Origin of the sequence: Candidatus Nitrosotalea okcheonensis, from assembly GCF_900177045.1 — an archaeon.
GTDB classification, from domain to species: domain Archaea; phylum Thermoproteota; class Nitrososphaeria; order Nitrososphaerales; family Nitrosopumilaceae; genus Nitrosotalea; species Nitrosotalea okcheonensis.
The window spans coordinates 389026-410932 of the sequence record NZ_LT841358.1; the positions used below are offsets into that span (position 1 = coordinate 389026).

A 21907-nucleotide genomic window follows, 5' to 3' on the forward strand; every position below is an offset into this window, starting at 1 on the left:
CATGCTTGGTTGTTACCTGATCTTTTTTATCATGTCTGTTCGCAGCTGGCCGCAGGCTGCCGAGATCTCTGCCCCTTTTTCAACGCGTACTGTGCAATTTACGTCTCCATTGCGAAGCACTTGTTGGAATGCTAATACTTTTTTTCTATCTGGACGTTGGAATCCTCCGGCAGTTGGATTCATTGGGATGAGATTTACATGCGCACCATTACCTTTCAAGATGCATGCAAGTTCTGATGCTAATTTGATAGAGTCATTGATGCCCTCAATTAATGCATATTCAAAAGTGACGCGCCGTCCAGTTTTTTTGAAATAACGTTTTGCAGCTGCAATCAAATCTCCGACCGAGTTAGGTCCTGCCGTAGGTACAAGTTTTCTACGTAATTCATCATTTGGGGCATGAAGTGAAATTGCAAGTTTGACTTGAAGATCTTCATCTGCAAGACGGTCTATTCCAGGTATTATGCCGACCGTGGAAATAGTAATACTTCGTTGTCCTAGACCAAATGCACGAGGGTGTGTCAGCAATCTAACAGCTCTGATAGTTTCGTCATAATTTGCAAGCGGCTCACCCATTCCCATGAACACTAGGTTGGTAACATGTTCTCCTCTCTGACTAAGAATGTCTGAAAAATGGAGTACTTGGGAAACAATATTTTCAGCTTTTAGATTTTTTTCAAAACCCATTTGACCTGTTGCACAAAACACGCAACCCATTGGGCAGCCAACTTGGGTTGAGACACAGACTGTTGACCTTGGATGAGTTTTGTCTTGTGATGGGCTGTATTGCATGAGAACTGTTTCAACAAGTGCATTATCATCAAATTTGAGCAGTATCTTTGTGGTATGACCATCTTTGCTGATAACTCGATTAACTTCATTTTCAGGACCTATCATATATCCATCTTTTACAAGTGCATCTCGCATAGACGATGGGATTTGATGTAAATCTGACACTTTTTTTGGAGATTCATGGTACAATGCTTGAAGCAACTGCTGTGATCTGTATCGTGGTTGACCAAGTTCTGTGACAAGAACATCCATCTCTTCTGGTAGTACTCGATATAGATCAGCCATCTGGATATCTTTTTTCTATGTTCTTGTGAAAATATGACTCTTGTGTAATTTACAACCAATCTGATATTTTTCAAGTATGTGTAATTCGTTTTACGCGCTGGCAGAGACAGCTTGAGACAATATCTACTATTGCTGAGGATTAAAACTAGACTTGTCCACTAATTTTGTAGCAAATAAAATCACAATCATTGAAATCCACAAAACAACCATTGTAATCGGGCCAAATTCTGGAATTGCAGCCTTTTGCGACATGTCTATGATTGAATGTAGTGTAGAGTTGGAATCTGTTAGTGTATTGCCTATGATCACTTGCCCTGTCATCCAAGGATGTATGGTACAAAAATAATTGTAAGTTCCTGCGTTTGAAAATGTAAATTCAAATGTCTTTCCAGACTGGATGGTTCCACTGTCAAACAACGAACCAACACTGCAGCCTTTCACCTGCACTGTTTTTTCTACTGAGAATGTGCTATGACCAATTCCTTCCAATACTACGACTTCGAACGACTTTGTCACAGGAGATACATATGCTTCATAAACCAGTCGCCTTACGTCTGCATTGGTGTTTTCTTCTGCATATGGTTGAATCTGTGCAAGCTTTGCATATGTTGTATCAGTAAGTGATGTGTGTATCATTACGATAGGATCCACCTGCCGCGTGTCGGTAGCCACTTGAATTGTCACATGTGGTCCGTTACATAGGTTGTTTACACTTGTTATTGTGTGAGTTGTAAAATCAGAGTTCTTCCAAGTTACTGTTGTTCCAACTGGAACATCTAGCGGGTTTGGAGAAAAACAGTCATGTGTACTGACACATGCAGATCTTACACTAGTACCTGACCCTGCTTGGATGTCCACCTCCGATGCGGACTGTCCAAATGCTTGTGTGGCAGAAATTCCAAATGTTGCAATACATAATGCAATTACACTAAAATTGATGGCAGAAAAGTAGTTCAATTCATGATTTATTTCGTATTGTGATATATCGCCTTATTGATAATGTACTGAACCAGTATTCATAAATCACAAGCGGGTGCGGAGAAACATACCATCACATTTTACCATGAATAAATTTAATATGCACAAAAAGGCACAAAAATTCAATAATGTTTTACAACTCTCAAATACAAATTAGGTTCACAAACCACTCCAATAAAAAATACATTTGATGAAATCATGATAGGTACAGAACTTGGTAATTGGCGTAGAACGATCTACTCTAACCAGCTTGATCCATCTATGGATGGAAAAGAGGTTGTCATAATGGGTTGGATTTCCAGTGTGAGGGATCATGGAAATTTAGTATTCATTTTGCTAAATGACAAAGAAGGGCAGATGCAAATTACAGCAAAAGCAGGAGTGTGTCCAGAGGACATCAAGGAAATGCTGGTAAAACTAAAGGAGCAATCAACTATTGCAGTCAAGGGCATTGTAAAACCATCTGCCAAGGCTCCACGAGGGGTAGAAATATCACCAAGTGAATTACGCGTATTTTCAGTTGTTGAAAAAATTGCACCCTTTCAATGGCAAACAAAGACTGTCCCAAATATTGATACTAGGTTAGAATTGAGGGCAATTGATCTTCGCAGAAATATCTTACAACATGTCTTTAAGATGAGGGGCTTGGTTCTAAAATCAATTCGAGATTACTTGTATGAAAAAGAATTTCTTGAAGTAAATACTCCTAAGATGATTGCAACTGCAACTGAGGGTGGAGCTGCACTATTTCCAATATTTTACTATAACAAGGAGGCGTTTCTTGCACAAAGCCCTCAGCTTTACAAGGAACAACTAACACTAAGCTTTGAGAAAATTTTTGAGATTGCTCCAATATTTAGAGCAGAGGCATCGCGAACTAACAGACATCTTTCAGAGGCAATCTCCATGGATATCGAAGAGGCTTTCTCAGACTATGACGATGTTATGGTACATGTAGAAAATATAATCAAAAAATCAATTAAAACTGTAAAAGACTATTGTGACTCCATAAAAACGGTGGACTACAAAATTCCTGAAATTCCAGAAAAAATCCCACAATATACATACACAGAGTTGGTAGACAAGATGCAAAAGGCGGGAGCCACTACAAAGTGGGGCGATGATTTGTATCCTTCGCAATTGAAGAAAATAAATCTCAACGGATTTTACTTTATCAAGGACTGGCCGCTTGCTCCAAAACCGTTTTATGTAAAAGCCAAAAGTGACGACCAAAAGATTTCTGAATCATTTGATCTGATGTTCGGGGATCTTGAATTATCTTCCGGCAGCACTAGGATTGAAAAAAGAATGGAGTTAGAAGACAGGATGAAAAACAAGGGCTTTAAGCTTGAGACATTTGATTATCACTTACGTGTATTTGATTATGGAGTTCCTCCTCATGCTGGATGTGGAATAGGCCTTGAAAGACTGATGATGGCACTGACCGGCACTGAAAATATCAGGGATGCTACCTTTTATCCACGTGATGTAGATAGACTTACACCGTAGATGAAGTAACATGGTGGAAAAAAAAGAGATTGAGCATCTGGCAGATTTAGTCAAGGTTAACCTAAGTGAGCCAGAAAAATACATCAAGCAGGTAGAACAGATTTTAAATTATTTTGACAGACTTGACAAAGTAGAATTTCAATCAGATGAGACACTAGGAATTCAAATTACAACAGAGGATCTAAGAGAAGATATTCATATACAATACGGAGATTCTTTAATCGAACACCTCAAAAAAGATCAAAATAACTTCATTCGTGCTCCTAAAATGGTTTAAATGAATTTAGGAATTTCAGCCACTGAATTTACGTCTCAGGTAAAGGAAGGTTCTATATCTGTAGAAGAATTTGTTGCAAAAACTCTGGACAGGATTGAAAAAGTCGATGAACAGATACATGCCTTCATTACGGTTGACTCACAAAATGCGCTTGAAAAAGCAAGGATACTTGACAAAAAAATAAAGTCTAAAGAAAAAATCGGAATTTGTTTTGGCCTGCCAATGTCTGTTAAAGATAACATTTGTACTGCGGGACTAAAAACAACATGTGCCTCAAAAATGCTTGAAAATTTTGTTGCACCATATGATGCAACTGTAATTTCTAAACTAAAATCCGAAGATGCCATAATAATTGGAAAGGTAAACCTCGATGAATTTGCAATGGGCTCTACAACTGAATTTAGTCACTTTGGTCCAACTAGAAATCCATGGAATATCGGATATGTTCCAGGGGGATCATCTGGAGGAAGTGGTGCATCAGTAGCTGCACTAGAATGTCTTGCCGCTTTGGGTTCTGATACTGGAGGCTCGGTTCGAAGCCCTGCAAGTTTTTGTTCTGTAGTCGGTTTGAAACCGACATATGGCCTGATAAGCAGGTATGGCCTAGTCTCATATGCAAACAGCATAGAACAGATAGGTCCTATGGCAAAGACAGTAGAGGATGTAGCGTTTTTACTAAATATCATATCAGGTCATGATATCCATGACAATACTACTTCAAAAAATGCGCGTATTGATTATGTCAAGGACTTGAAATCTGGAATTTCTGGAAAGAAGATTGGAATAATTTCACAAATGACTGGAGATGGGGTGGACAAGGAAGTAGAGTCTGCAACAAATGATGCGATATCAAAACTACAGGATCTTGGTGCGCAATGCATCCCAGTGTCTCTTGATGCTGTAGAACATTCAGTGGCTGCATACTATACAATAGCTGCTGCAGAAGCAAGCAGCAATCTTTCAAGATATGATAATTTGAGATATGGCTTTGATTTTGGCATCGAGGGATATGAATTCAAGGCGTTTATCTCAAAGGCACGAGGCAATTTTGGACCTGAGGTGGTAAGAAGGATGTTGCTTGGAGCATTTGTCTTGTCTGCGGGATATTACGGCAAGTATTACCTCAAGGCTCAAAAAATTCGGGCAATGATAAAGACTCAGCTTGATGAAGCATTCAAGAATGTGGACTATCTAATATCACCTACGATGCCCGTATTGCCATTTAAGATTGGCGAAAAAATTGATGACCCGCTAAAACTCTACCTTACTGATATAAACACTGTCACTGCAAACTTGTCTGGAATTCCTGCCATTTCTATTCCATTTGCAATGTCAAGTTCCGGGTTGCCAATTGGTATTCAGCTATTTGCAAACTCGTTTAAAGAAAAAGAACTACTTCAAGCAGCGTATGCATTACAAGAAACTACTAAACTCCCGGGGATTACACTATGACAAAAATAGGCCTTGAGATTCACTGTCAACTTACAAAACTCGCAAGCAAATTATTTTGTTCGTGCAAGGCGGAATATAGAAACATTGGACCGAATTCTAACATCTGTCCTGTTTGTATAGGTCTGCCAGGTTCACTTCCCATGTTGAATAAAAAAGCGGTAGAAAAAGCTGCAATGATATCACTTGCACTAGGCTGCACAATTCCTGAAAAAATTGGATTCTTTAGAAAGAATTACTTTTATCCAGACTTGCCAAAAAACTTTCAAATTACACAGTATAATGCATATGGTCCTACGAGCATTGGCTCTGGTGGAAAAATCGAGATTGAAGGAAAGACAATCAGGATAAGGCGAATACAGCTAGAAGAAGATCCAGGCAGGCTTGTATACGAAGGTACTTCTGAGAAGACAATGATTACGCTAGTTGATTACAATAGGGCAGGTACGCCACTTGTAGAGATAGTGACAGAGCCTGACTTTGAGACTCCAAAACAAGTCCGTGTGTTCTTGAATGTACTTGCAGATCTAGTTGAAAACATTGGGGTATCTGACCCATATCTTGAAGGTGCAATGAGAGTAGACGGAAACATCTCGGAAGGGGATGGAAACAGAGTAGAGATCAAAAATGTGGGCTCTTTTAGAGATATTGAGAAAGCACTCCATTTTGAAATAACACGCCAGCAGAGCCTTGTTGAAAGAGGAATACAAGTACTGGCAGAAACAAGACACTGGGACGAGGCAAGAAGAATTACAGTCTCATCCAGATCAAAAGAGGAAGAACAAGACTATAGGTACTTGCCAGAGGCAGACATACCTATTGTTCAAATCGGGAATAATTCTATTGAACAAATAAAAACACAAATGCCTGAAAGCATTGTTGGAAGAAGGGAAAGATATGTCAAAAAGTATGGCATGCCTGCACAGGTGGCTGATGTCTTGTCTTCTGATAAATTCTACTCTGATCTGTTTGATAAATCTCATAATGAAAAAAATGCAAAGGAGGTATCAAATATCATTACAACTGATCTGATGGGTGTTGCAGACACTAGGGAAAAGAAAATTGAACTAAAGATTACATCAAAACATCTCTCTGATCTTGCAGATGCTATAATGACAAACAAACTAACAAGAAATTCGGGAAAACTGGCATTGCACGAAATGATACAATCTGGAAAATCGCTTGCTGATGTTATGTCAAGTCTTGACTTGGGTCATGTCAGTGATCCTGGTTCTATCGAGAAAATAATCGATGAGGTGTTCCAAGAGGAAGGAAAAGCAGTGGCAGAAGCAAAACAAAATCCGGATACAATTAACTATCTGGTTGGCAAAGTAATGAGAAAGACAAAAGGCAAGGCGGATCCTGCTACTACGCTTGATATTTTACGAAAAAGACTTACCATGTGATAAAGATGTTTGTTAATCTAGAACGACATTATTTTACTACACATCTATGAGCAAAGATTTATTGTTCTGAATTTTTGCATATTCATTTTTTCATATTTTGGGTTTTATCTTACAATAAAGACACTTTACAAAACATTACTGTTTTTGATGTATAGGATATGTCTACATTTTGCCAAACTCGTCTTCATCAGAATACGCACGCTCTGCATGCTCTTCGATGTCCAAGCCTGCTTCTTCCACTTTGGCTGATACTCTGACTCCGATTAGTTTGTCTATTACCTTCATTATTGCAAATGTTCCAAAAAATCCCATTGCCCCTGCAACTCCTACACCAATAGCTTGAATGAGTAGCTGTTGAGGGTGGCCAAACAATAATCCATTTGGACCATTTGGATTAACCAACGTACTAGCAAATACTCCTATCCCCAATGAACCAATTATTCCAGCTACCCCGTGTACTGAACTGACATCTAATGCATCATCTATCTTGAGGTGTTCCTTGAAGAACAAGACTGCAAGATATGATCCTATTCCAATTGCAATTCCTAAAACAAATGCATGTTCTACGCTGATGTACCCGGAAGCTGGCGTAATTCCTGCAAGTCCGGCAATTGCTCCGTTGATTGCAGCAATTACACTTGGTTTGCCTGTTCGCATCCATGAAAGCCCTACCCAGATTAACGCAGAAATTGACGATGCAATATGGGTGTTGATGATGGTATTTCCTGCTAAACTTCCGGACGCTAATGCGCTGCCTGCATTAAATCCAAACCACCCTAGCCATAGTAATGATGAACCTAAAACTGCTATTGGAATACTGTGTGGAATCATGATGGATGGGCCATAGTTGAGTCTTCTTCCAAGCACCAAGGCAGCTGCCAGTGCTCCCATGCCTGCACTGGTGTGTATAACAATACCGCCTGCAAAATCGACAACTCCCATCTGGCCAAGCCATCCGCCTCCCCAAATCCAATGGACTAGGGGATAATAGATAAGCCCACTCCATGCTACAATGAAAATGACATATGCGCTAAACTTCATTCTCTCTGCAATTGCACCGGTTAGCAGCAAAGGCGTAATTACTGCAAACATCATCTGGAATTTTGCAAATAAAACTCCTGGAATTGTAGGTGCATAATGCAGGCCTGAATCATATGGGACGTTATTGAGGAATGTCCAATCCATATTTCCGGTGAGACCCATTCCTGTATCTGGTCCAAATGACAAACTAAATCCAAATGTGAACCACATGACACTGAGAATTGCTAATCCGAAAAAGATCTGCATGAAAATAGAAACGGTGTTCTTTCGTCGTAATAATCCAGCTTCAAACAACCCCAAAGCTGGGATCATCAATAGTACAAGGCTGGAAGCTATGAGCATCCAGGCTGTATCACCTGTGTCAATTGGCAAGATTTCTTTCTTAGAAAAGATGAAGTATAAAAAAATTTGTTTTTTTGAGGGTTGTAACGGATCTGAAATGAATCCACAAGATTTTTTAATATGGTATTTTATTTCCTTACATCTTGCTAAAAATTGAAGTAGTACTCCCAGAAAATGAAATAAAATCAATTAGCGATGCACTAAAAAAACTGTCAGTTGGTGGAATAACTGCATACAAAGGATGGGGCAGAGGGAAAACAATTGCCAAAGAAATACACGCATCAAAAGGAACAGAGGTGTTCACTCCTGAATTTGGAGAGCGGTTTATCTTGGAAGTAATAGTGCCAGATGAAAAGAAAAATAATGTAATAGCAGCCATCCGGGAATCTTCTAAATTTGGAAAAATATTTGTCACCTCAATTTCAGAAGCATATGACATTCAAACTCCTAAAAAAGACGAGCAAGTCATCTGAGTCTTTTGACAAAAATATTATCTAGTGCAAATTCTGTCATGACTAACATGATACGTATAGATGCAATTGTCCCACAAAATGATATCAGGGCTATCAGTGATGCATTAAAAAAAATAAATGTAGGCGGAATTACAATTATGAAAGTTCGTGGAAGGGGTAAAACAGCTGGGCCTGCACTGCATGCAGCAAAAGGCACTGAAACATTCATTCCAGAATTTTCAGACAAGTATATTGTAACTGTAATTGTAGAAGAGAAAGATGAGGATGAAGCGGTGACCATTATTCGCAATAATACAAAAATTGGCAAAATTTTCATGTACAAACTTTCACGTGCGGTGGATATTGATACTGGCGCAGAGAATGAAAAAGCAATTTAGAATTTTTATTTCAATGTCTGTCTAATATCATGTATGAGATGATTGTATCGAAATACTGATTATGCCTGATAACCAGATCTGATAATTTGAATTACTTTAATAATATTGGAATGTTTTCTTGTAGTAATGGTTGACAGTTTCCTAGTTCAAGATTTGTACCTGAAACATCGAAAAAAGATGATCAGATCTGATGTCCAACCATTGACATGTCACATGTGTAAAAAAGAATTAAACGGAATCTCGATCACTGCTAAAATGGTATCTGGGAAAATGGTATTTTTATGTTCGCATCATTATGCTTCAAAACCATATCAAGTTGTTCTGGTGGATGGATGACAATACATACGGATGTCAAGACAGCAATTGAGACAAACCTAGATCTGATGATTAATCAGACCAAGGCATACCTGCCATTTCTAAGAGTGGCATTTCCAGGAGTGCAGGACTTTTCTGAGTTGGTGTTTAACATGATGGTTGGAAATGCATTATCTGTCTTTATTTCACAATGTACTATGAGATTACAAAGTCCATCTGCAGATGATTTTGCTGAATTTGGAAAAATTGTTGAATCATACAGAAACAAAGTGAAGGAATTATTCTAATCGATGAAAACCGTGATGAATTATCAACAGATTGTGAAGTTTTTGAAAGATCCGAGTCGTTGTCCTATTACTATGTTTATTGGGCAAAATATGCAATCTTACAAATATTGGGTCTGGCATCAAACAAGTGAGAACATAGTTGAAACTAAGAAAATGTGACTGCAAGTGTGGGTGTACTCGTAATATATGTAACAAGTATTATGCACTCTGTATTTTCTGTACATTAGGAAATCATAAAACAAATTGAAAATTATCGTAATTATTTGATTGGTATATTTCTACCCTGTACTAGTTTTGGCATTGTGATCTTCAAAATACCGTCCTCAAATATTGCAGAAATTTGTTTCATGTCTATTCCACTTGGAATCTTTATCGTCTTTCTCAACCAGTTAAACTCTGTTACTACATTTCCCCTTGAGATACAAAATGTCTTGGTTAGTTTTGCGTTTATGGAAAGGTGGTCAGCCGATAATATTATTTCAATATTTTTTTTATCCACTAATGGCAGGTCAATCTCTATGATCCAACTAGAATGCTTTTCATTAATATGTGAAAGCGGAATCATTTCTTTGTGCGTGAAATCATTAAAAACAGTGTCTTTGAAAAAGGAATTCATCCGTTTTTCTATAATTGATCCAAAATCGCTCATATCATCACTTGTATATTTGGGGGGGAGTAGTCGATGATTCCTTTTGCGTCTGTAAAACATTTAGTGTATCTTCCATGAGTTGCCTGTTTTGTAATCGTAAATAGTCGACCTGTTTCTTAAATTCTACCAGATCAATCTCCGTCTTTATGATTTGAGATATTGTTTTGATGGTTTGCATAGCAGCATCAGGATCAGGAAAAAAATAATTACACTCGGTATGAAAAGCAATGGTTGGTATGGATGAATTTCTCAACTGTGAAAGAATTATGGCATCGGGACCACTAATCACGCCTGAAAGAAATTTTGGTATCCCGTTATCATAAAGTAGTTTTTCAAGTTTTTCATGTGTCACAAGTCCATATGTCTTAAGATTGGACACATTTCTTTCTTGAACTTGAATGCCTGATAAAAATACGATCAAGTCAACATGGTTCTTTTTAGAAAAATCTATGACTGATTCTGTAAAGCCTATGGAATTATCATAGTCTATTGGGATGTCTGATACAATTGCAAACATCTTGTCTTTTTTATAAATCCTGATAGGACTCACCATCTGACAATTGTCTACAAAGATAATTGGTGAAGGGCTACTATCTATCTCTCCTACCAGATCCATCTTTAGTGTATGAATAACATATGTCATGGATATGGTTCCTATCAATCCAGGTCCTGGTATGCCAAGAAATAATGTGACTGGATCTTCTGCTAATTCTACTTTCTTTATCTTGGATTTTTGCATTATTGTGGACAATACACTAATGGTTTTATCTTATAAAAATAATCGTGCCAATTTATCACCGATGATTATCAATGTTGAAAATCTTCATTATGCTGAAATTAAAACATATACGGTTTGTAGTATGGCATCAGTACAAACAACATCTGAAGGAATTCCTATCTTGGTGCTAAAAGAAGGATCTAGACAATCACGAGGCAGAGATGCACAAAGAGGTAATATTGCAGCTGCAAAACTCATTGCAGAGATTGTAAGTACAAGTCTTGGGCCGCGGGGAATGGACAAGATGTTGGTAGACTCGGTTGGTGATATTACCATAACAAATGATGGCGCGACCATACTAAAAGAAATTGATGTTCAACATCCTGCAGCAAAGATGATGGTTGAAGTGGCAAAGGCTACGGACAGTGAAGTTGGGGATGGCACGACATCTGCAGTGGTCTTGGCAGGAGCACTGCTTGAAAAAGCAGAAAACCTCATTGATAATGACATTCATCCTGTAATTATTGCAGACGGTTACAAAAAGGCAGCAATGAAAGCGATTTCATTGCTTGGGGAAATTTCACAAAAAGTTGAACCAAAAAATAGGGAAATCCTTGAAAAAATTGCGATAACTACAATGCAAACTAAATTGATATCGGTGGAAGCTGCTGATCTTGCAAAACTCGTGGTAGATGCAGCATTATCGGTTGTGACTCAAAAAGCAGATGGGTATAATGTTGATTTGAATAATATCAAAGTTGAAAAAAAGGCAGGCGGGTCAGTCTTGGATAGTACCTTGATATCTGGAATAGTTCTTGACAAGGAAGTAGTTCATAGTGGAATGCCAAGAAAAGTTGAGAATGCTAAGATAGCATTGATCGCAGCTCCACTTGAGATAGAAAAGACTGAATTTGAGGCCAAGATTAACATCTCAAGTCCAGATCAAATCAAGTCGTTTATGGAAGAAGAAGACAGTATTCTAAAGGGGATGGTGGAAAGGATAAAATTTTCTAAAGCCAATGTGTTGCTCTGCCAAAAAGGTATTGATGATATTGCTCAACATCACCTGTCCAAGGTTGGTATACTTGCAGTACGGAGGATAAAAGAAAGTGACATGTCAAAACTTGCAAAAGCCACTGGAGGCAGAATTGTTGGAAGTGTTAATGATTTGACTGAAAAGGATTTAGGAGAATCTGCAATAGTTGAGGAACGAACAATTGAAAATGATAACTGGGTCTTCATAGAAGGATGTAAGAATCCAAAAGCAGTTACATTGTTGATACGTGGTGGTTCGCAAAGAGTGATAGATGAAGTCGATAGGTCCTTGCATGATGCATTAATGGTTGTAAAAGACGTCATAGAAAAACCGATGATTGTGTATGGTGGAGGCTCTCCTGAGGCATATGTTTCATACAAGCTTAGGTTGTGGGCTCAAACCTTGTCTGGACGAGAACAATTAGCTGTTGAAAAATTCGCCGAGGCACTGGAGTCCATACCTCTGGCTCTTGCACGAAATGCTGGAATGAATCCAATCGATGCAATAACACAATTGCGTTCAAGACAAAACGCAGGAGAGAAATGGACAGGAATTGATACAATCAATGGACAAGTTGGTGATCTGGAAAAATTACAGATTATCGAGCCTACCAAAGTAAAAGAACAAGTAATAAAATCTGCAACCGAAACTGCCAATATGATTTTACGCATAGATAATGTTGTGGCATCATCAAAGGGCGGCAATATGACGCCTAATATGCCTCCTGGCCAAGATACTTGAATATAGTTTCAACTAGATTCCAAATTCGTCTTGGTTGCGAAGTTCTTGTTCAATTCGCATCAAGCGCTTTACACGTTCTGTAACTGGAGGATGTGTGGAAAAGAATCGTGCGATAGTCTCACCTGATATTGCAGGTATGATAAAAAATGCATTCATGCCTTCCATCTTTTTGAGTTGCGGAATAGGCGCAGTCTTTACTTCCCCACTTATCTTCATTAGTGCACGGGATAGGTTCATTGGTTTGCCTGTGAGATATGCCCCTCCTCTGTCTGCTGCAAATTCCCTGTATCTAGATATTGCCCGGATTGTCAAAAAACTTAGGAACCAAACAATTCCTGCAACTATGATGACAACAAATGTATTTCCACCTTGTTGCCTTCCACCATATCCGTATCCTCCCCACATTGTACTAAACATGGAAGACTGCATCAAATACCATGCAATTGTGGAAAATAAACTGGCAAGTGTAATGATTGTAACATCCCTATTTCTAATGTGGGTAATTTCATGTGATAATACGCCCTCAAGCTCGTCTTTGTCTAGAATTCTTAGTATTCCGGTACTCACTACTATTACTGATTTCTTGGGACCCTTTCCAGTTGCAAATGCATTTGGAACGTCACTTGCCATGATTCCTACTCTGGGTTTTGGAATGTTTGCTTTTTGAGTCAGGTTTTCTATTATTTGGTGCAATACTGGGTATTCTTCTTTGGATGTGATCTTGGTTCCTGTACTCCATAGAACTATTCTGTCAGAAAAATACCATTGTGCACCGATCATCAGTCCTGCAATCATTGCAATTGGGAGAATGCCTAATCCAAAATAAATTGCAATGAAACTCAAAAATGCTAGGTAGATCATAGTTAGGGCAAAAAAGCTAATAGCCATCCTCAAAGTTAATTGAAAATCCCGTTGCATGCTGGCATCCTATGATCTTGATCATAATTTAAAACTTGAGACTGGTTCTTACGGTATGTCTTAGTCAATACTCATGGTGTAGAAAATTTATCTAAAATGTTTCTCATATGGAATTTTCTTTTTTTGTCTGCTTTCTAGTAGAAGTTCTAGGAGAACTAAATCTTGAAATCTAAAATACTCTGTCATTATGATATATCCTGAACCACGTTTGAAGTGGAATTAGATTGTAAAAATGGGTCTTATTTTTGTAGATAGCACTACTGTGGCCAGGATTGCCAGTGCAAATATTGTCACAGACAATGGGCCAAATTCCGGAATTGACTGTGTTGCATTGGTCTGATTTCCTGTGTTTGAGATGGGTTGTGTTTGAGTTCCAGTGAACTGAAATGTGGTCTTGGCAGTTTTATCTTGGCCTCCATATGTGACGTCAATCTCATAAGTACCTGCAGTTTTCCACAGGCCTCCGCCTGCAACTGCTTGAGATGAATAATTGTTATGGGAATCCGGGTTCGTCTGGGCAATGTATACTAGATTTTGAGAACTATCTTTGATGACTATGGATATTGGTATGTTTAACTGATCAGCTACACTACCAGATATCTTGATCGTGTCACCATCGGAATATGATGTCTTGTCAGTCATTACCGTAATGGGAGTTTGTGCGGTTGCAGACAAAACTGAAACTGTGAAGAATACGATTATTACAAGACCTACTTTTGATGTGGTTATCAATACACTAGCCTTCATGATTTGATATTTAAGATTTGATGTTGGTTACTACTTTCATTGTGTGGTAATGTATTCATACCTGTCAAAACTGATTTGCCCGTGATAGTGATAAATCTCATTATCATGTTATGCATTGTCTGGATGTCTGCAGTTGTTATGATGCAAGTAAATGACATGTGTCATAAACACTGTATTGGTGTTGACAACAAATTTGACTTCAGTTTAATTTAACATGATGGCAGATAAAAATATGCTTGAAGACAGAGCAAACATGAAATTTTTATCCATCTCATCTATGGGCTGGATGGATCATAATTTGGTTTCATCACTCGATTAACTTTTAAAAAGGAGAGACGGAAACGTGTTTCACACATTATACCTTTGTACATCATGCTTGGGTTACTACCCCGCGTTTCCGTCCATTTTTTAATACGTGATTAAATTATTTAAAATTGATCCTAGTTACCAACTCTGATTGTAAAATAAAATCTTATATTATCTGATTGGTTTTCTGATTGATTATTCTTGTTTGTTACAACTGCATCTGGGAATCCTCGTACCATTGATGGAAAATTGGTTATCAGAGAACAAGATGATTTCTTCTTCCAATCTACTCGTCATATTGATTGGTGCACAAAATGGTTCAAAAAGCCTTGTATGTTTGATCTTTTGATATGGGTATAATAATGACTAGTGCTCTTGTTCTAAGAATTTCAAGTCAATCTTAAAATAGAATATTGTTAGAGGGCTAACATGCAAGGCTCTAACGCACTTGATAATTATGATCCAAAAAAGGCAGAAAAATCCCTAAGAATGCTACTAAATGACAAGAGTAATGAATTTCAAGAATTGGCACATGGTATTGGATATCCTACCTCAAACAAGGAATGGGAATCTATAATTCTGAATTTCTGCCTTGATTTTAGTGACTGTTTCAAGGCATGGTCAAGTAAAGACAACAGCTCCGATCACATGCAGGTACACAAATGTAACACCATGATGAGACAAATTGGCCTTGGTAAATCCAACATGACTGAAGTTACACATCTGGAAAATATTGCGTATAGAATCGCAGAAGATTTTAAAGCCATTTACAAGAGAATCGAATAAATTCTCCAGATTATTTTAAAACCGAAAACGTCAAAAATTGATTTATATGTTATCCTTCTGATGCAGATTTTCCGCCGTCCACATTAAGTATGGCGCCAGAAATCCATTTTGCCTCGTCTGATGCAAGATATGCTACAGCATTTGCAATATCTGACGGTTCTCCAATTCTGTTTATGGGCTGTCTATCTTCTAAGACCTTTCGTGCTTCTGGGTAATCAAGATAGGATTTCATCATTCCTGCATTGACTATTCCGGGATTGACACAATTGCAGCGAATATTTCGTCGTGCGTATTCTACTGCAAGTCCCTTGGTGAACATGTTGATAGCGGCTTTTGTTGTGCAATATACTGTTAGGTGAACCTTTGGTATTGCTCTTTCTGCGGAAATAGAGCCAATATTGATTATAGATCCACCATTTTTATTTTCAAGCATCTTGATTATGACTGACTTTGTTATTCTGAATGTACCAAACAAGTTTGTGTCCACTAGAGAATTACAGTCTTCATCAGTCATCTCATGAAAATGTATTGGATCAGTGATTGTTCCTGCATTGTTTACTAAAATATCAATTTTTCCATAATGATCTGTTATCTGATTTACTGTTTGAATGACTTGAGATTCTTTTGTTATGTCGCATGGGATTGCAACAGTTCGTAACTGGTAATCTTTGATGCTCTTTCGCGCCTTTTCTAACTTCGCCATGTCTCTTCCCAACATGACTACGCTTGCCCCCTCATCGACAAATTTCTTGGAAATCTCTAATCCTATGTCGCTTGATGAACCTGTAACAATTGCTATTTTATCCTTTAATCTCATGTATTGTGTTTGGAATTATACTATATGAATAATTACATTCCAAGTTTTATATCGAACCACATAATCCAGCAACTAGAAATAGCATCTATGCCTTGATTTGTAATATTGGCATTCTTTTTAAAATCACTTAACATCAGGATATTGTCTTAGTACCTGTGTTAATGCATGATTATTACTGGGCATTTTGCCAATTCAGAAATTTTTCTACTCGTGCTTCCTAATGTCAACACCTTTGAAATTCCTGAACGCCCTTTACTGCCAATAATGGTCAAATCTATATCATTATCTTGTATGAATTTCAATAATTCTCTAGTTACATCCCCTTCTAGAACAACACTTTTGATGACTATACCAGAGTTCTTGTAGTTTATTCCAATTTCTTTTAGGTGTGATTCTGTAGATATCATGATTGAGTTTTTTATCTGTTCCAATGTTTTCCTTTTTCCTTTCGAGAGGATCTGCCCGGGTGGGTTTACTGTACTCACATCTACGACATTTACAAGATATATGAAAGAATCAAATGACTTTGCCATTTCAATTGCCATCTTCAATGCTTTCTGAGAATACATAGAACCGTCATATGGGACCAGGATGTTTCTATATGACTTGTCCACGGTGTGTTTTCGATGATTCTAGGAGTTAAACTGTTTCATTAATTTCAGTTGTGATAACACAGTGTACCTATAAAATACACTGCATTGTTACTGGTGGGAGGTTATGTTGGTGAATAAACATGATGTTTAAAAATAGGACTGATGCAGCTCAAAGACTTGCCAGTAAACTAGAATGGCTAAAAAAAGAAAATCCTGTGATTTTGGCAATTCCTAGAGGCGGTGTAATAACAGGCGATGTAATTGCAAAGACACTTGGACTCTCACTTGATGTAGTTGTCTCACGAAAAATAGGTGCACCTCACAATCCGGAACTTGCTATAGGTGCAGTAATACATGATGGTAGTTTTTTTCCAAACTCTAATCTGATAAACGCGCTGGGAATTTCGCAGAGTTATCTTGACGAACAAATTGCCAATAATGTCAGAGAGGTACGACAAAGACTGGTGAAATTTCGGGGTAGGACAGACTATGATCTAAAAGGTAAAACCGTCATAATTGTTGATGATGGTATTGCGACTGGTGCAACAGTTTTTGTTGCATTGGAATGGATCAAAAAACAGAGACCAAAGAGAGTCATAGTTGCAATTCCTGTAGGGCCTCAAGATACTATCAATAGGTTACGTCAAATAGCAGAAGTTGTAGTGCTACATGATCCGGCTGTCTTTGGTGCAGTAGGGGAATTTTATGATTCATTTGATCAGGTTGAAGATTATCAAGTATTTGAAATAATGAGAAGTTACGGGTTTAAACTAGAAAACACCAAATGATAATTGTTGTTATAAACTATCTTGCACGTAATGCGTTTAGTATGACGCTGACATCCAAAACTTCTTGAAGTATGGCGCCAATGGCTGGTGGAAGGTGTCCTAACATAGCTATTGCCATAAAGAAAAAACTGCCGCCTAGACCAACTAGAATACTCTGCTTTGCAACTTTGATGGTCCTTTTGCTTATGTCTATCACATCTATTATCTTTGAGACTCTGTCTACCAGAAATACAATGTCTGCAGCCTCTGCTGAGATGGCAGTCCCTTTTGCTCCCATAGCTATTCCTACGGTTGATGCCGCTAAAGCTGGTGCGTCATTGATGCCATCTCCTATCATTGTAACATTTTCAAACTCTTGTCGCAGTTTCTTTACTGCAACAACTTTTTCTTCTGGGATAAGATTTGCCTCATAATCGATTATGCCAGATTGCTCCGCAATATTCTTAGCATTATTTTTGATATCTCCTGTAAGCAAAACCGTTTTCTTTACTCCTCTGATTTTTAATTGCTGGATCATGGTTTTTACATCAGGTCGTATCTCATCACCAAACATGATTGCACCTGACAGTCTTCCATTAAATGCCACGAATGCAACCATGCGTCCTTTTGATTTTATCTTATCTGTCATGACATTGGTGTTGTTGAAAATACCTTCTCCCACATTTGCAAATATGCTCGGAGATCCTATCATTATATGGTCCTCTCCTACTCTTCCCTCTACTCCAGCACCTGATATTTCACGAAAATTTTCTGGTATGAGTAGTTTACCAAATTTTTCTTTGCCTTTTTGGACTATCATGGATGCAATGGGATGAGAAGATAGCTGTTCCAAGCTCGCTGCCTTTAACAATATGTCTTCGCTTGAAATCACGTCAAAAGATAATATTCTTTCAACAGCTGGTGTACCATGTGTTATGGTTCCTGTTTTATCAAAAACTGCAACTTGGGTCTTTGCAACATGTTCCATAGCTGCTCCTGTTTTTACTATTATTCCAGACTTGGCAGCTCGGTTTATTCCACTGATGATTGCAACAGGAGTGGCAAAGATAAGTGAGCAAGGAGTTGCTACCACTAAGACAGCTAATATTGTCTCAAAATTATTTGTAACCAACCACCCTGATATGCTTGCCACAAGTGTGATGGGAGTAAACCAAATGGCATATTTGTCTGCCATCCTCTGAATCGGAGCTTTTTCATGCTGTGCTTTTTTCACAAGGTTGACAATTTTTGAATATTGGCTTTCTTCACTTTTTCTTGTAGCTTTGATATCGAACACATCGCCAATATTTACTGTTCCACTAAACACCTGATCTCCATTAGTTTTCGTTTTTGGTAATGGTTCACCAGTAAGTGATGATTCATCAATACGGGATACCATACTAAGTATCTCCCCATCAACTGGAATTACATCTCCTGACTTGATGACTAGTGTATCGCCTATGTTAATTTGAGATACTTGGATTTCCTCAAGATCATGGTCAATCTTTCTATGTGCAATTCTTGGTGCGTGTGATAAAAGGTTGTCAAGTGATGATGATGCTCTTCTATATGCATAATCTTCTAATGCTTTCCCACCTGACTGCATTAATACAATTATCATACCTGGAAATGAGTCATTGAGTATGATTGAGACAATGATTGCAAGCATTGCCACAATGTCTGCCACAAAATGTTTATGTAAAATTTCATGCATAGTTTGCCAAACTACTGGAATTCCCCCTAGAATTAGAGTAATCAACCAGATAATTTTTCCAGCCTGCGGTTCATTGGTTGCCTGTAATGCCCCTCCTACGATCAGCCCTAGGAGGGCCAAGATTGGGACCGGATAATGTCTTGTAAACCACGTGATTTTCCTTAACTGTTCCATCACACACATCATCTGTAATCTCGAGTCTACCGAAAATTAAAACAGCTCTGCTACTATCATATCTGATAATCAAGTCTTTTTAACGGCTGTTTTTTATTAAAAAACTGGATTCCAGCATCTGATATATGTACATCACTACACGTGCTGTTTTAACAATCTTTGAATCTCTTGCGTAACTAGGGGCAAAAATGCTCCTACATCAGTTACTATTCCGAGTGCTTGCCATGTTCCTCTGTCCATGAGTTTTGTTACGGTTGGCTGGCTGATGTCTACTACAATTACCTTCACATCAGCTGGTAACATATTTCCTGTAGCAATCGAGTGAAGCATTGTTGAAACCATGATGACAAGTTTTGCATCTTTGACAATTTCTTTGTATTTACGCTGTGCTATTGTCATATCTGTAATGACATCTGGTAATGGACCATCATCTCTTAATGAACCTGCAAGTACAAAAGGCACTTTATTTTTCACACATTCAAACATTATTCCTTTTTTCAACACTTTCTTTTCTACCATGGTGCGAATTGATCCTGCTTTGAAGACTGCATTTATTGCTTGCATGTGATTTCTGTGACCTCTTACTGCAAGTGTGCCATCTTGGACATTCATTCCAAGTGATGTACCAAGAGTAGAGTATTCTATGTCATGAACAGCAAGTGCATTTCCTGCAAGAACCGCATTGATGAATCCAAGTTTTATCAATAATGAAATTGAATCCGATGCCCCTGTATGTACAATTGCAGGTCCTCCCACAAGAACAATTTTTCCTCCTTGTTTCTTTATCTTGTAAATGTCCTCTGCAACTTTTCTTGCAATGTGCTGTGTCGGTCTTTCACTTGAACTTCCACTACTCATGAATTGAAACAGGTTGACTCCTTCTCTCGGTCTTTCAGGAGGTGTGACACGTATTCCTTTTTCACCAACAATTATCATGTCACCTTTTTTGATGTCACGAATTGGAGTGCAGAATGCCCTATTTTTTTTTACTATGATACATTTGTCCATCATCATGTTTTCTACGCGAATCCATTTTCCACTGTAGAAAATTTCAGTATGGTTATTGGTCGTACTGTAAAAATCATCTGGCATTACCATGTTTTTTTGCGCTTTTTTTAATGAAATTTCTTGTTGGATCCTTGAGGTCGCACCTTCCCGGTACACCGCCTCTAGAATCTTATCCAGATGTCCCTGGGACTGACCATGAATTGAAAGCTTTGCGTAACTCTCATCTTTTTTATGCTTTCCTACCTTGAACTCTTGAACCTGAAATTCGCCCTTCAAGTCCATTATTACATCAAAAATCTTTGTCAATATCATGGAATCAATGAGATGCCCCTTGACCTCTATGTCATGAGAAAACTTCTTTGTCATTTCCTAAAATGAAGAGTTGTACTAATTTAATCTTGATGCTAAACAGTCATGATATTCGGCAATATGATCAAACTGGAAGAACCACATCACCCTTGTGCTCTACGATATTGTCTGATCTTAATTTGGCAACGATGATATCCTTTCGCTCTGCATCTAAACTTCTGACAAGAGCTTTTGAGATTCCGTTTTTATCACAAATTACTATCATGTATCCTGTAGAATCAGTCAAAACATATCCTCCCGCGTCACTTAACACAGCATAAAGATTTTCTTGACCAACTGGTTCCCACACATTAGTTTTGTTATCGCGTAGTGCCAAGGCTGGCATGGCTTGTTCATTGCATAATGTATTGAGATATTCGCGGGCTTCTTTGACTCGTTTCTCACCCATCTTGAGTGCTACAAAATATTGCATAATTGAAAAACCAATTATTGTTATTTATATGATAGTGCGTCTAGTATGTCCATGAGTTCTTTTGACTTGACCTCTTTTTTTGCAGACTCGATAAATGTACCGAGTTTTTCATTTGAAAAACCTTCTGAAGAATATTTCATGGCTTGAATGGCCATTTCAAACTTGTCAATCTCATGCAATAGAGTTGCTTCCTTTGTATTTGCTCGCATGTATTCGTGCCATATGTTGTTGTACTGATGTGCTATATTTTCTGGTAGTTTTGCAAGAATCTCTTTCATCGCGTCATCTTCAACAACTTTCTTGTTTTCCTTTGAAATTTCTTCTGGCATAAAATCGCCGGTGATAGATTCTGCCAAATCATGAAGAAGCGCCATTTTGAGAATCTTTCCAGTGTCAAGATTGTGCATGTCTGACAAGACCATGGCTATGACTGCTGTTCCGTAAGAATGATCTGCTATGGATTCTGGATGTTCTATGCCTACCTTGCTTTTCCATCCACTACGCGGTATTCTTTTGAGCTCTGATGCAAGATAAAAAAAATCAAACAACATTTGAGATTTATATGAAATGTGTATGTTTTAATCTTTAAGTCTAGATTTTTTTGAAATACTAATGCAAACA

At 38.0% G+C, this 21907-nt stretch carries 23 protein-coding genes; 10 read left to right on the top strand and 13 right to left on the bottom strand.

Annotated features, from left to right (window positions below; translation table 11 throughout):
- Positions 1 to 12: 12 nt before the first annotated feature.
- Together rlmN and BQ3481_RS11705 are read right to left on the bottom strand one after the other, a co-directional pair.
- Complete coding sequence (gene rlmN / locus BQ3481_RS02385; protein WP_157926807.1) at positions 13 to 1077, bottom strand: 23S rRNA (adenine(2503)-C(2))-methyltransferase RlmN; 1065 nt, start codon at positions 1075 to 1077, stop codon at positions 13 to 15.
- Between the two features lie 126 nt (positions 1078 to 1203).
- Complete coding sequence (locus BQ3481_RS11705) at positions 1204 to 2034, bottom strand: cupredoxin domain-containing protein (RefSeq protein WP_231911838.1); 831 nt, start codon at positions 2032 to 2034, stop codon at positions 1204 to 1206.
- Positions 2035 to 2253: 219 nt separating this feature from the next.
- Between BQ3481_RS11705 and aspS the strand changes: the two genes are divergently transcribed.
- From aspS to gatB, 4 genes are read left to right on the top strand one after another with little or no spacing between them, the layout of a single operon-like run.
- A complete protein-coding gene (aspS, locus tag BQ3481_RS02395; protein ID WP_157926808.1) occupies positions 2254 to 3564 on the top strand; it encodes an aspartate--tRNA(Asn) ligase in 1311 nt (436 codons plus the stop codon).
- A 10-nt stretch (positions 3565 to 3574) separates the two neighbouring features.
- Positions 3575 to 3841, top strand: a complete 267-nt coding sequence (locus tag BQ3481_RS02400; protein WP_157926809.1) for an Asp-tRNA(Asn)/Glu-tRNA(Gln) amidotransferase subunit GatC — start codon at positions 3575 to 3577, stop codon at positions 3839 to 3841.
- The gene (gatA, locus tag BQ3481_RS02405) at positions 3842 to 5293 is read left to right on the top strand and encodes an Asp-tRNA(Asn)/Glu-tRNA(Gln) amidotransferase subunit GatA (protein ID WP_157926810.1); all 1452 of its coding nucleotides are present in this window, start codon (positions 3842 to 3844) and stop codon (positions 5291 to 5293) included. It begins immediately after the preceding gene.
- The gene (gene gatB / locus BQ3481_RS02410) at positions 5290 to 6696 is read left to right on the top strand and encodes an Asp-tRNA(Asn)/Glu-tRNA(Gln) amidotransferase subunit GatB (protein ID WP_157926811.1); all 1407 of its coding nucleotides are present in this window, start codon (positions 5290 to 5292) and stop codon (positions 6694 to 6696) included. The genes gatA and gatB overlap by 4 nt, the downstream gene beginning before the upstream one ends.
- A 162-nt stretch (positions 6697 to 6858) precedes the next feature.
- Here the strand turns inward: gatB and BQ3481_RS02415 are convergent, their stop codons facing one another.
- Positions 6859 to 8109, bottom strand: coding sequence for an ammonium transporter (locus BQ3481_RS02415; protein ID WP_157926812.1), 1251 nt, complete (start codon positions 8107 to 8109; stop codon positions 6859 to 6861).
- A gap of 113 nt (positions 8110 to 8222) precedes the next feature.
- On the opposite strand from BQ3481_RS02415, the gene BQ3481_RS02420 reads away from it, so the two are divergent.
- The 3 genes from BQ3481_RS02420 (at position 8223) to BQ3481_RS02430 (ending at position 9531) form a co-directional block, all read left to right on the top strand.
- Entirely contained in the window at positions 8223 to 8552 is a 330-nt protein-coding gene (locus tag BQ3481_RS02420; RefSeq protein WP_157926813.1) for a P-II family nitrogen regulator, read from the top strand.
- A 47-nt stretch (positions 8553 to 8599) separates the two neighbouring features.
- Positions 8600 to 8929 carry a P-II family nitrogen regulator gene (locus tag BQ3481_RS02425; RefSeq protein ID WP_157928436.1) on the top strand — a complete coding sequence of 110 codons (330 nt, stop codon included), beginning with the start codon at positions 8600 to 8602 and terminating at the stop codon, positions 8927 to 8929.
- Between the two features lie 332 nt (positions 8930 to 9261).
- Complete coding sequence (locus BQ3481_RS02430; protein WP_157926814.1) at positions 9262 to 9531, top strand: hypothetical protein; 270 nt, start codon at positions 9262 to 9264, stop codon at positions 9529 to 9531.
- Between the two features lie 259 nt (positions 9532 to 9790).
- On the opposite strand, the gene BQ3481_RS02435 is transcribed toward BQ3481_RS02430, so the two are convergent.
- Positions 9791 to 10180 carry an Hsp20/alpha crystallin family protein gene (locus BQ3481_RS02435; RefSeq protein ID WP_157926815.1) on the bottom strand — a complete coding sequence of 130 codons (390 nt, stop codon included), beginning with the start codon at positions 10178 to 10180 and terminating at the stop codon, positions 9791 to 9793.
- Positions 10181 to 10184: 4 nt separating this feature from the next.
- Complete coding sequence (locus BQ3481_RS02440; RefSeq protein WP_157926816.1) at positions 10185 to 10919, bottom strand: proteasome assembly chaperone family protein; 735 nt, start codon at positions 10917 to 10919, stop codon at positions 10185 to 10187.
- Between the two features lie 121 nt (positions 10920 to 11040).
- Here BQ3481_RS02440 and thsB point away from each other — a divergent pair, with 121 nt between their 5' ends.
- Positions 11041 to 12675 (top strand): thermosome subunit beta, encoded by a 1635-nt coding sequence (thsB, locus tag BQ3481_RS02445; protein ID WP_157926817.1) that lies wholly within the window; start codon positions 11041 to 11043, stop codon positions 12673 to 12675.
- A 12-nt stretch (positions 12676 to 12687) separates the two neighbouring features.
- Here thsB and htpX read toward each other — a convergent pair whose 3' ends face one another.
- Positions 12688 to 13593 (bottom strand): zinc metalloprotease HtpX, encoded by a 906-nt coding sequence (htpX, locus tag BQ3481_RS02450; protein WP_157926818.1) that lies wholly within the window; start codon positions 13591 to 13593, stop codon positions 12688 to 12690.
- A 219-nt stretch (positions 13594 to 13812) separates the two neighbouring features.
- A complete protein-coding gene (locus tag BQ3481_RS02455; protein ID WP_157926819.1) occupies positions 13813 to 14325 on the bottom strand; it encodes a hypothetical protein in 513 nt (170 codons plus the stop codon).
- A 750-nt stretch (positions 14326 to 15075) separates the two neighbouring features.
- On the opposite strand from BQ3481_RS02455, the gene BQ3481_RS02460 reads away from it, so the two are divergent.
- Positions 15076 to 15432, top strand: a complete 357-nt coding sequence (locus BQ3481_RS02460; protein WP_157926820.1) for a hypothetical protein — start codon at positions 15076 to 15078, stop codon at positions 15430 to 15432.
- A 49-nt stretch (positions 15433 to 15481) separates the two neighbouring features.
- Here the strand turns inward: BQ3481_RS02460 and BQ3481_RS02465 are convergent, their stop codons facing one another.
- On the bottom strand, positions 15482 to 16249 hold the full coding sequence (locus BQ3481_RS02465; RefSeq protein WP_157926821.1) for an SDR family NAD(P)-dependent oxidoreductase: 768 nt from the start codon (positions 16247 to 16249) through the stop codon (positions 15482 to 15484).
- A 158-nt stretch (positions 16250 to 16407) separates the two neighbouring features.
- On the bottom strand, positions 16408 to 16863 hold the full coding sequence (locus BQ3481_RS02470) for a universal stress protein (RefSeq protein WP_157926822.1): 456 nt from the start codon (positions 16861 to 16863) through the stop codon (positions 16408 to 16410).
- A 119-nt stretch (positions 16864 to 16982) separates the two neighbouring features.
- Between BQ3481_RS02470 and BQ3481_RS02475 the strand changes: the two genes are divergently transcribed.
- Complete coding sequence (locus BQ3481_RS02475) at positions 16983 to 17630, top strand: phosphoribosyltransferase (protein WP_157926823.1); 648 nt, start codon at positions 16983 to 16985, stop codon at positions 17628 to 17630.
- 16 nt (positions 17631 to 17646) lie between these two features.
- Here BQ3481_RS02475 and BQ3481_RS02480 read toward each other — a convergent pair whose 3' ends face one another.
- From BQ3481_RS02480 to BQ3481_RS02495, 4 genes are all read right to left on the bottom strand, one after another.
- Positions 17647 to 19497 carry a heavy metal translocating P-type ATPase gene (locus BQ3481_RS02480; RefSeq protein ID WP_231911839.1) on the bottom strand — a complete coding sequence of 617 codons (1851 nt, stop codon included), beginning with the start codon at positions 19495 to 19497 and terminating at the stop codon, positions 17647 to 17649.
- A 135-nt stretch (positions 19498 to 19632) separates the two neighbouring features.
- The gene (locus tag BQ3481_RS02485; RefSeq protein WP_157926825.1) at positions 19633 to 20871 is read right to left on the bottom strand and encodes an ornithine cyclodeaminase; all 1239 of its coding nucleotides are present in this window, start codon (positions 20869 to 20871) and stop codon (positions 19633 to 19635) included.
- A gap of 67 nt (positions 20872 to 20938) precedes the next feature.
- Complete coding sequence (locus BQ3481_RS02490; RefSeq protein WP_173848072.1) at positions 20939 to 21286, bottom strand: hypothetical protein; 348 nt, start codon at positions 21284 to 21286, stop codon at positions 20939 to 20941.
- Positions 21287 to 21306: 20 nt separating this feature from the next.
- Complete coding sequence (locus BQ3481_RS02495; protein ID WP_157926826.1) at positions 21307 to 21837, bottom strand: HD domain-containing protein; 531 nt, start codon at positions 21835 to 21837, stop codon at positions 21307 to 21309.
- Between the last annotated feature and the right edge of the window lie 70 nt (positions 21838 to 21907).

Bases quoted from the DNA above. Each gene is read 5' to 3' on its own strand.
- rlmN (WP_157926807.1), bottom strand. From the start codon at position 1,077: ATGGCTGATCTATATCGAGTACTACCAGAAGAGATGGATGTTCTTGTC.
- aspS (WP_157926808.1), top strand. From the start codon at position 2,254: ATGATAGGTACAGAACTTGGTAATTGGCGTAGAACGATCTACTCTAAC.
- BQ3481_RS02400 (WP_157926809.1), top strand. From the start codon at position 3,575: ATGGTGGAAAAAAAAGAGATTGAGCATCTGGCAGATTTAGTCAAGGTT.
- gatA (WP_157926810.1), top strand. From the start codon at position 3,842: ATGAATTTAGGAATTTCAGCCACTGAATTTACGTCTCAGGTAAAGGAA.
- gatB (WP_157926811.1), top strand. From the start codon at position 5,290: ATGACAAAAATAGGCCTTGAGATTCACTGTCAACTTACAAAACTCGCA.
- BQ3481_RS02425 (WP_157928436.1), top strand. From the start codon at position 8,600: ATGATACGTATAGATGCAATTGTCCCACAAAATGATATCAGGGCTATC.
- BQ3481_RS02430 (WP_157926814.1), top strand. From the start codon at position 9,262: ATGACAATACATACGGATGTCAAGACAGCAATTGAGACAAACCTAGAT.
- BQ3481_RS02435 (WP_157926815.1), bottom strand. From the start codon at position 10,180: ATGAGCGATTTTGGATCAATTATAGAAAAACGGATGAATTCCTTTTTC.
- BQ3481_RS02440 (WP_157926816.1), bottom strand. From the start codon at position 10,919: ATGCAAAAATCCAAGATAAAGAAAGTAGAATTAGCAGAAGATCCAGTC.
- thsB (WP_157926817.1), top strand. From the start codon at position 11,041: ATGGCATCAGTACAAACAACATCTGAAGGAATTCCTATCTTGGTGCTA.
- htpX (WP_157926818.1), bottom strand. From the start codon at position 13,593: ATGCAACGGGATTTTCAATTAACTTTGAGGATGGCTATTAGCTTTTTT.
- BQ3481_RS02460 (WP_157926820.1), top strand. From the start codon at position 15,076: ATGCAAGGCTCTAACGCACTTGATAATTATGATCCAAAAAAGGCAGAA.
- BQ3481_RS02465 (WP_157926821.1), bottom strand. From the start codon at position 16,249: ATGAGATTAAAGGATAAAATAGCAATTGTTACAGGTTCATCAAGCGAC.
- BQ3481_RS02475 (WP_157926823.1), top strand. From the start codon at position 16,983: ATGATGTTTAAAAATAGGACTGATGCAGCTCAAAGACTTGCCAGTAAA.
- BQ3481_RS02480 (WP_231911839.1), bottom strand. From the start codon at position 19,497: ATGGAACAGTTAAGGAAAATCACGTGGTTTACAAGACATTATCCGGTC.
- BQ3481_RS02485 (WP_157926825.1), bottom strand. From the start codon at position 20,871: ATGACAAAGAAGTTTTCTCATGACATAGAGGTCAAGGGGCATCTCATT.
- BQ3481_RS02490 (WP_173848072.1), bottom strand. From the start codon at position 21,286: ATGCAATATTTTGTAGCACTCAAGATGGGTGAGAAACGAGTCAAAGAA.
- BQ3481_RS02495 (WP_157926826.1), bottom strand. From the start codon at position 21,837: ATGTTGTTTGATTTTTTTTATCTTGCATCAGAGCTCAAAAGAATACCG.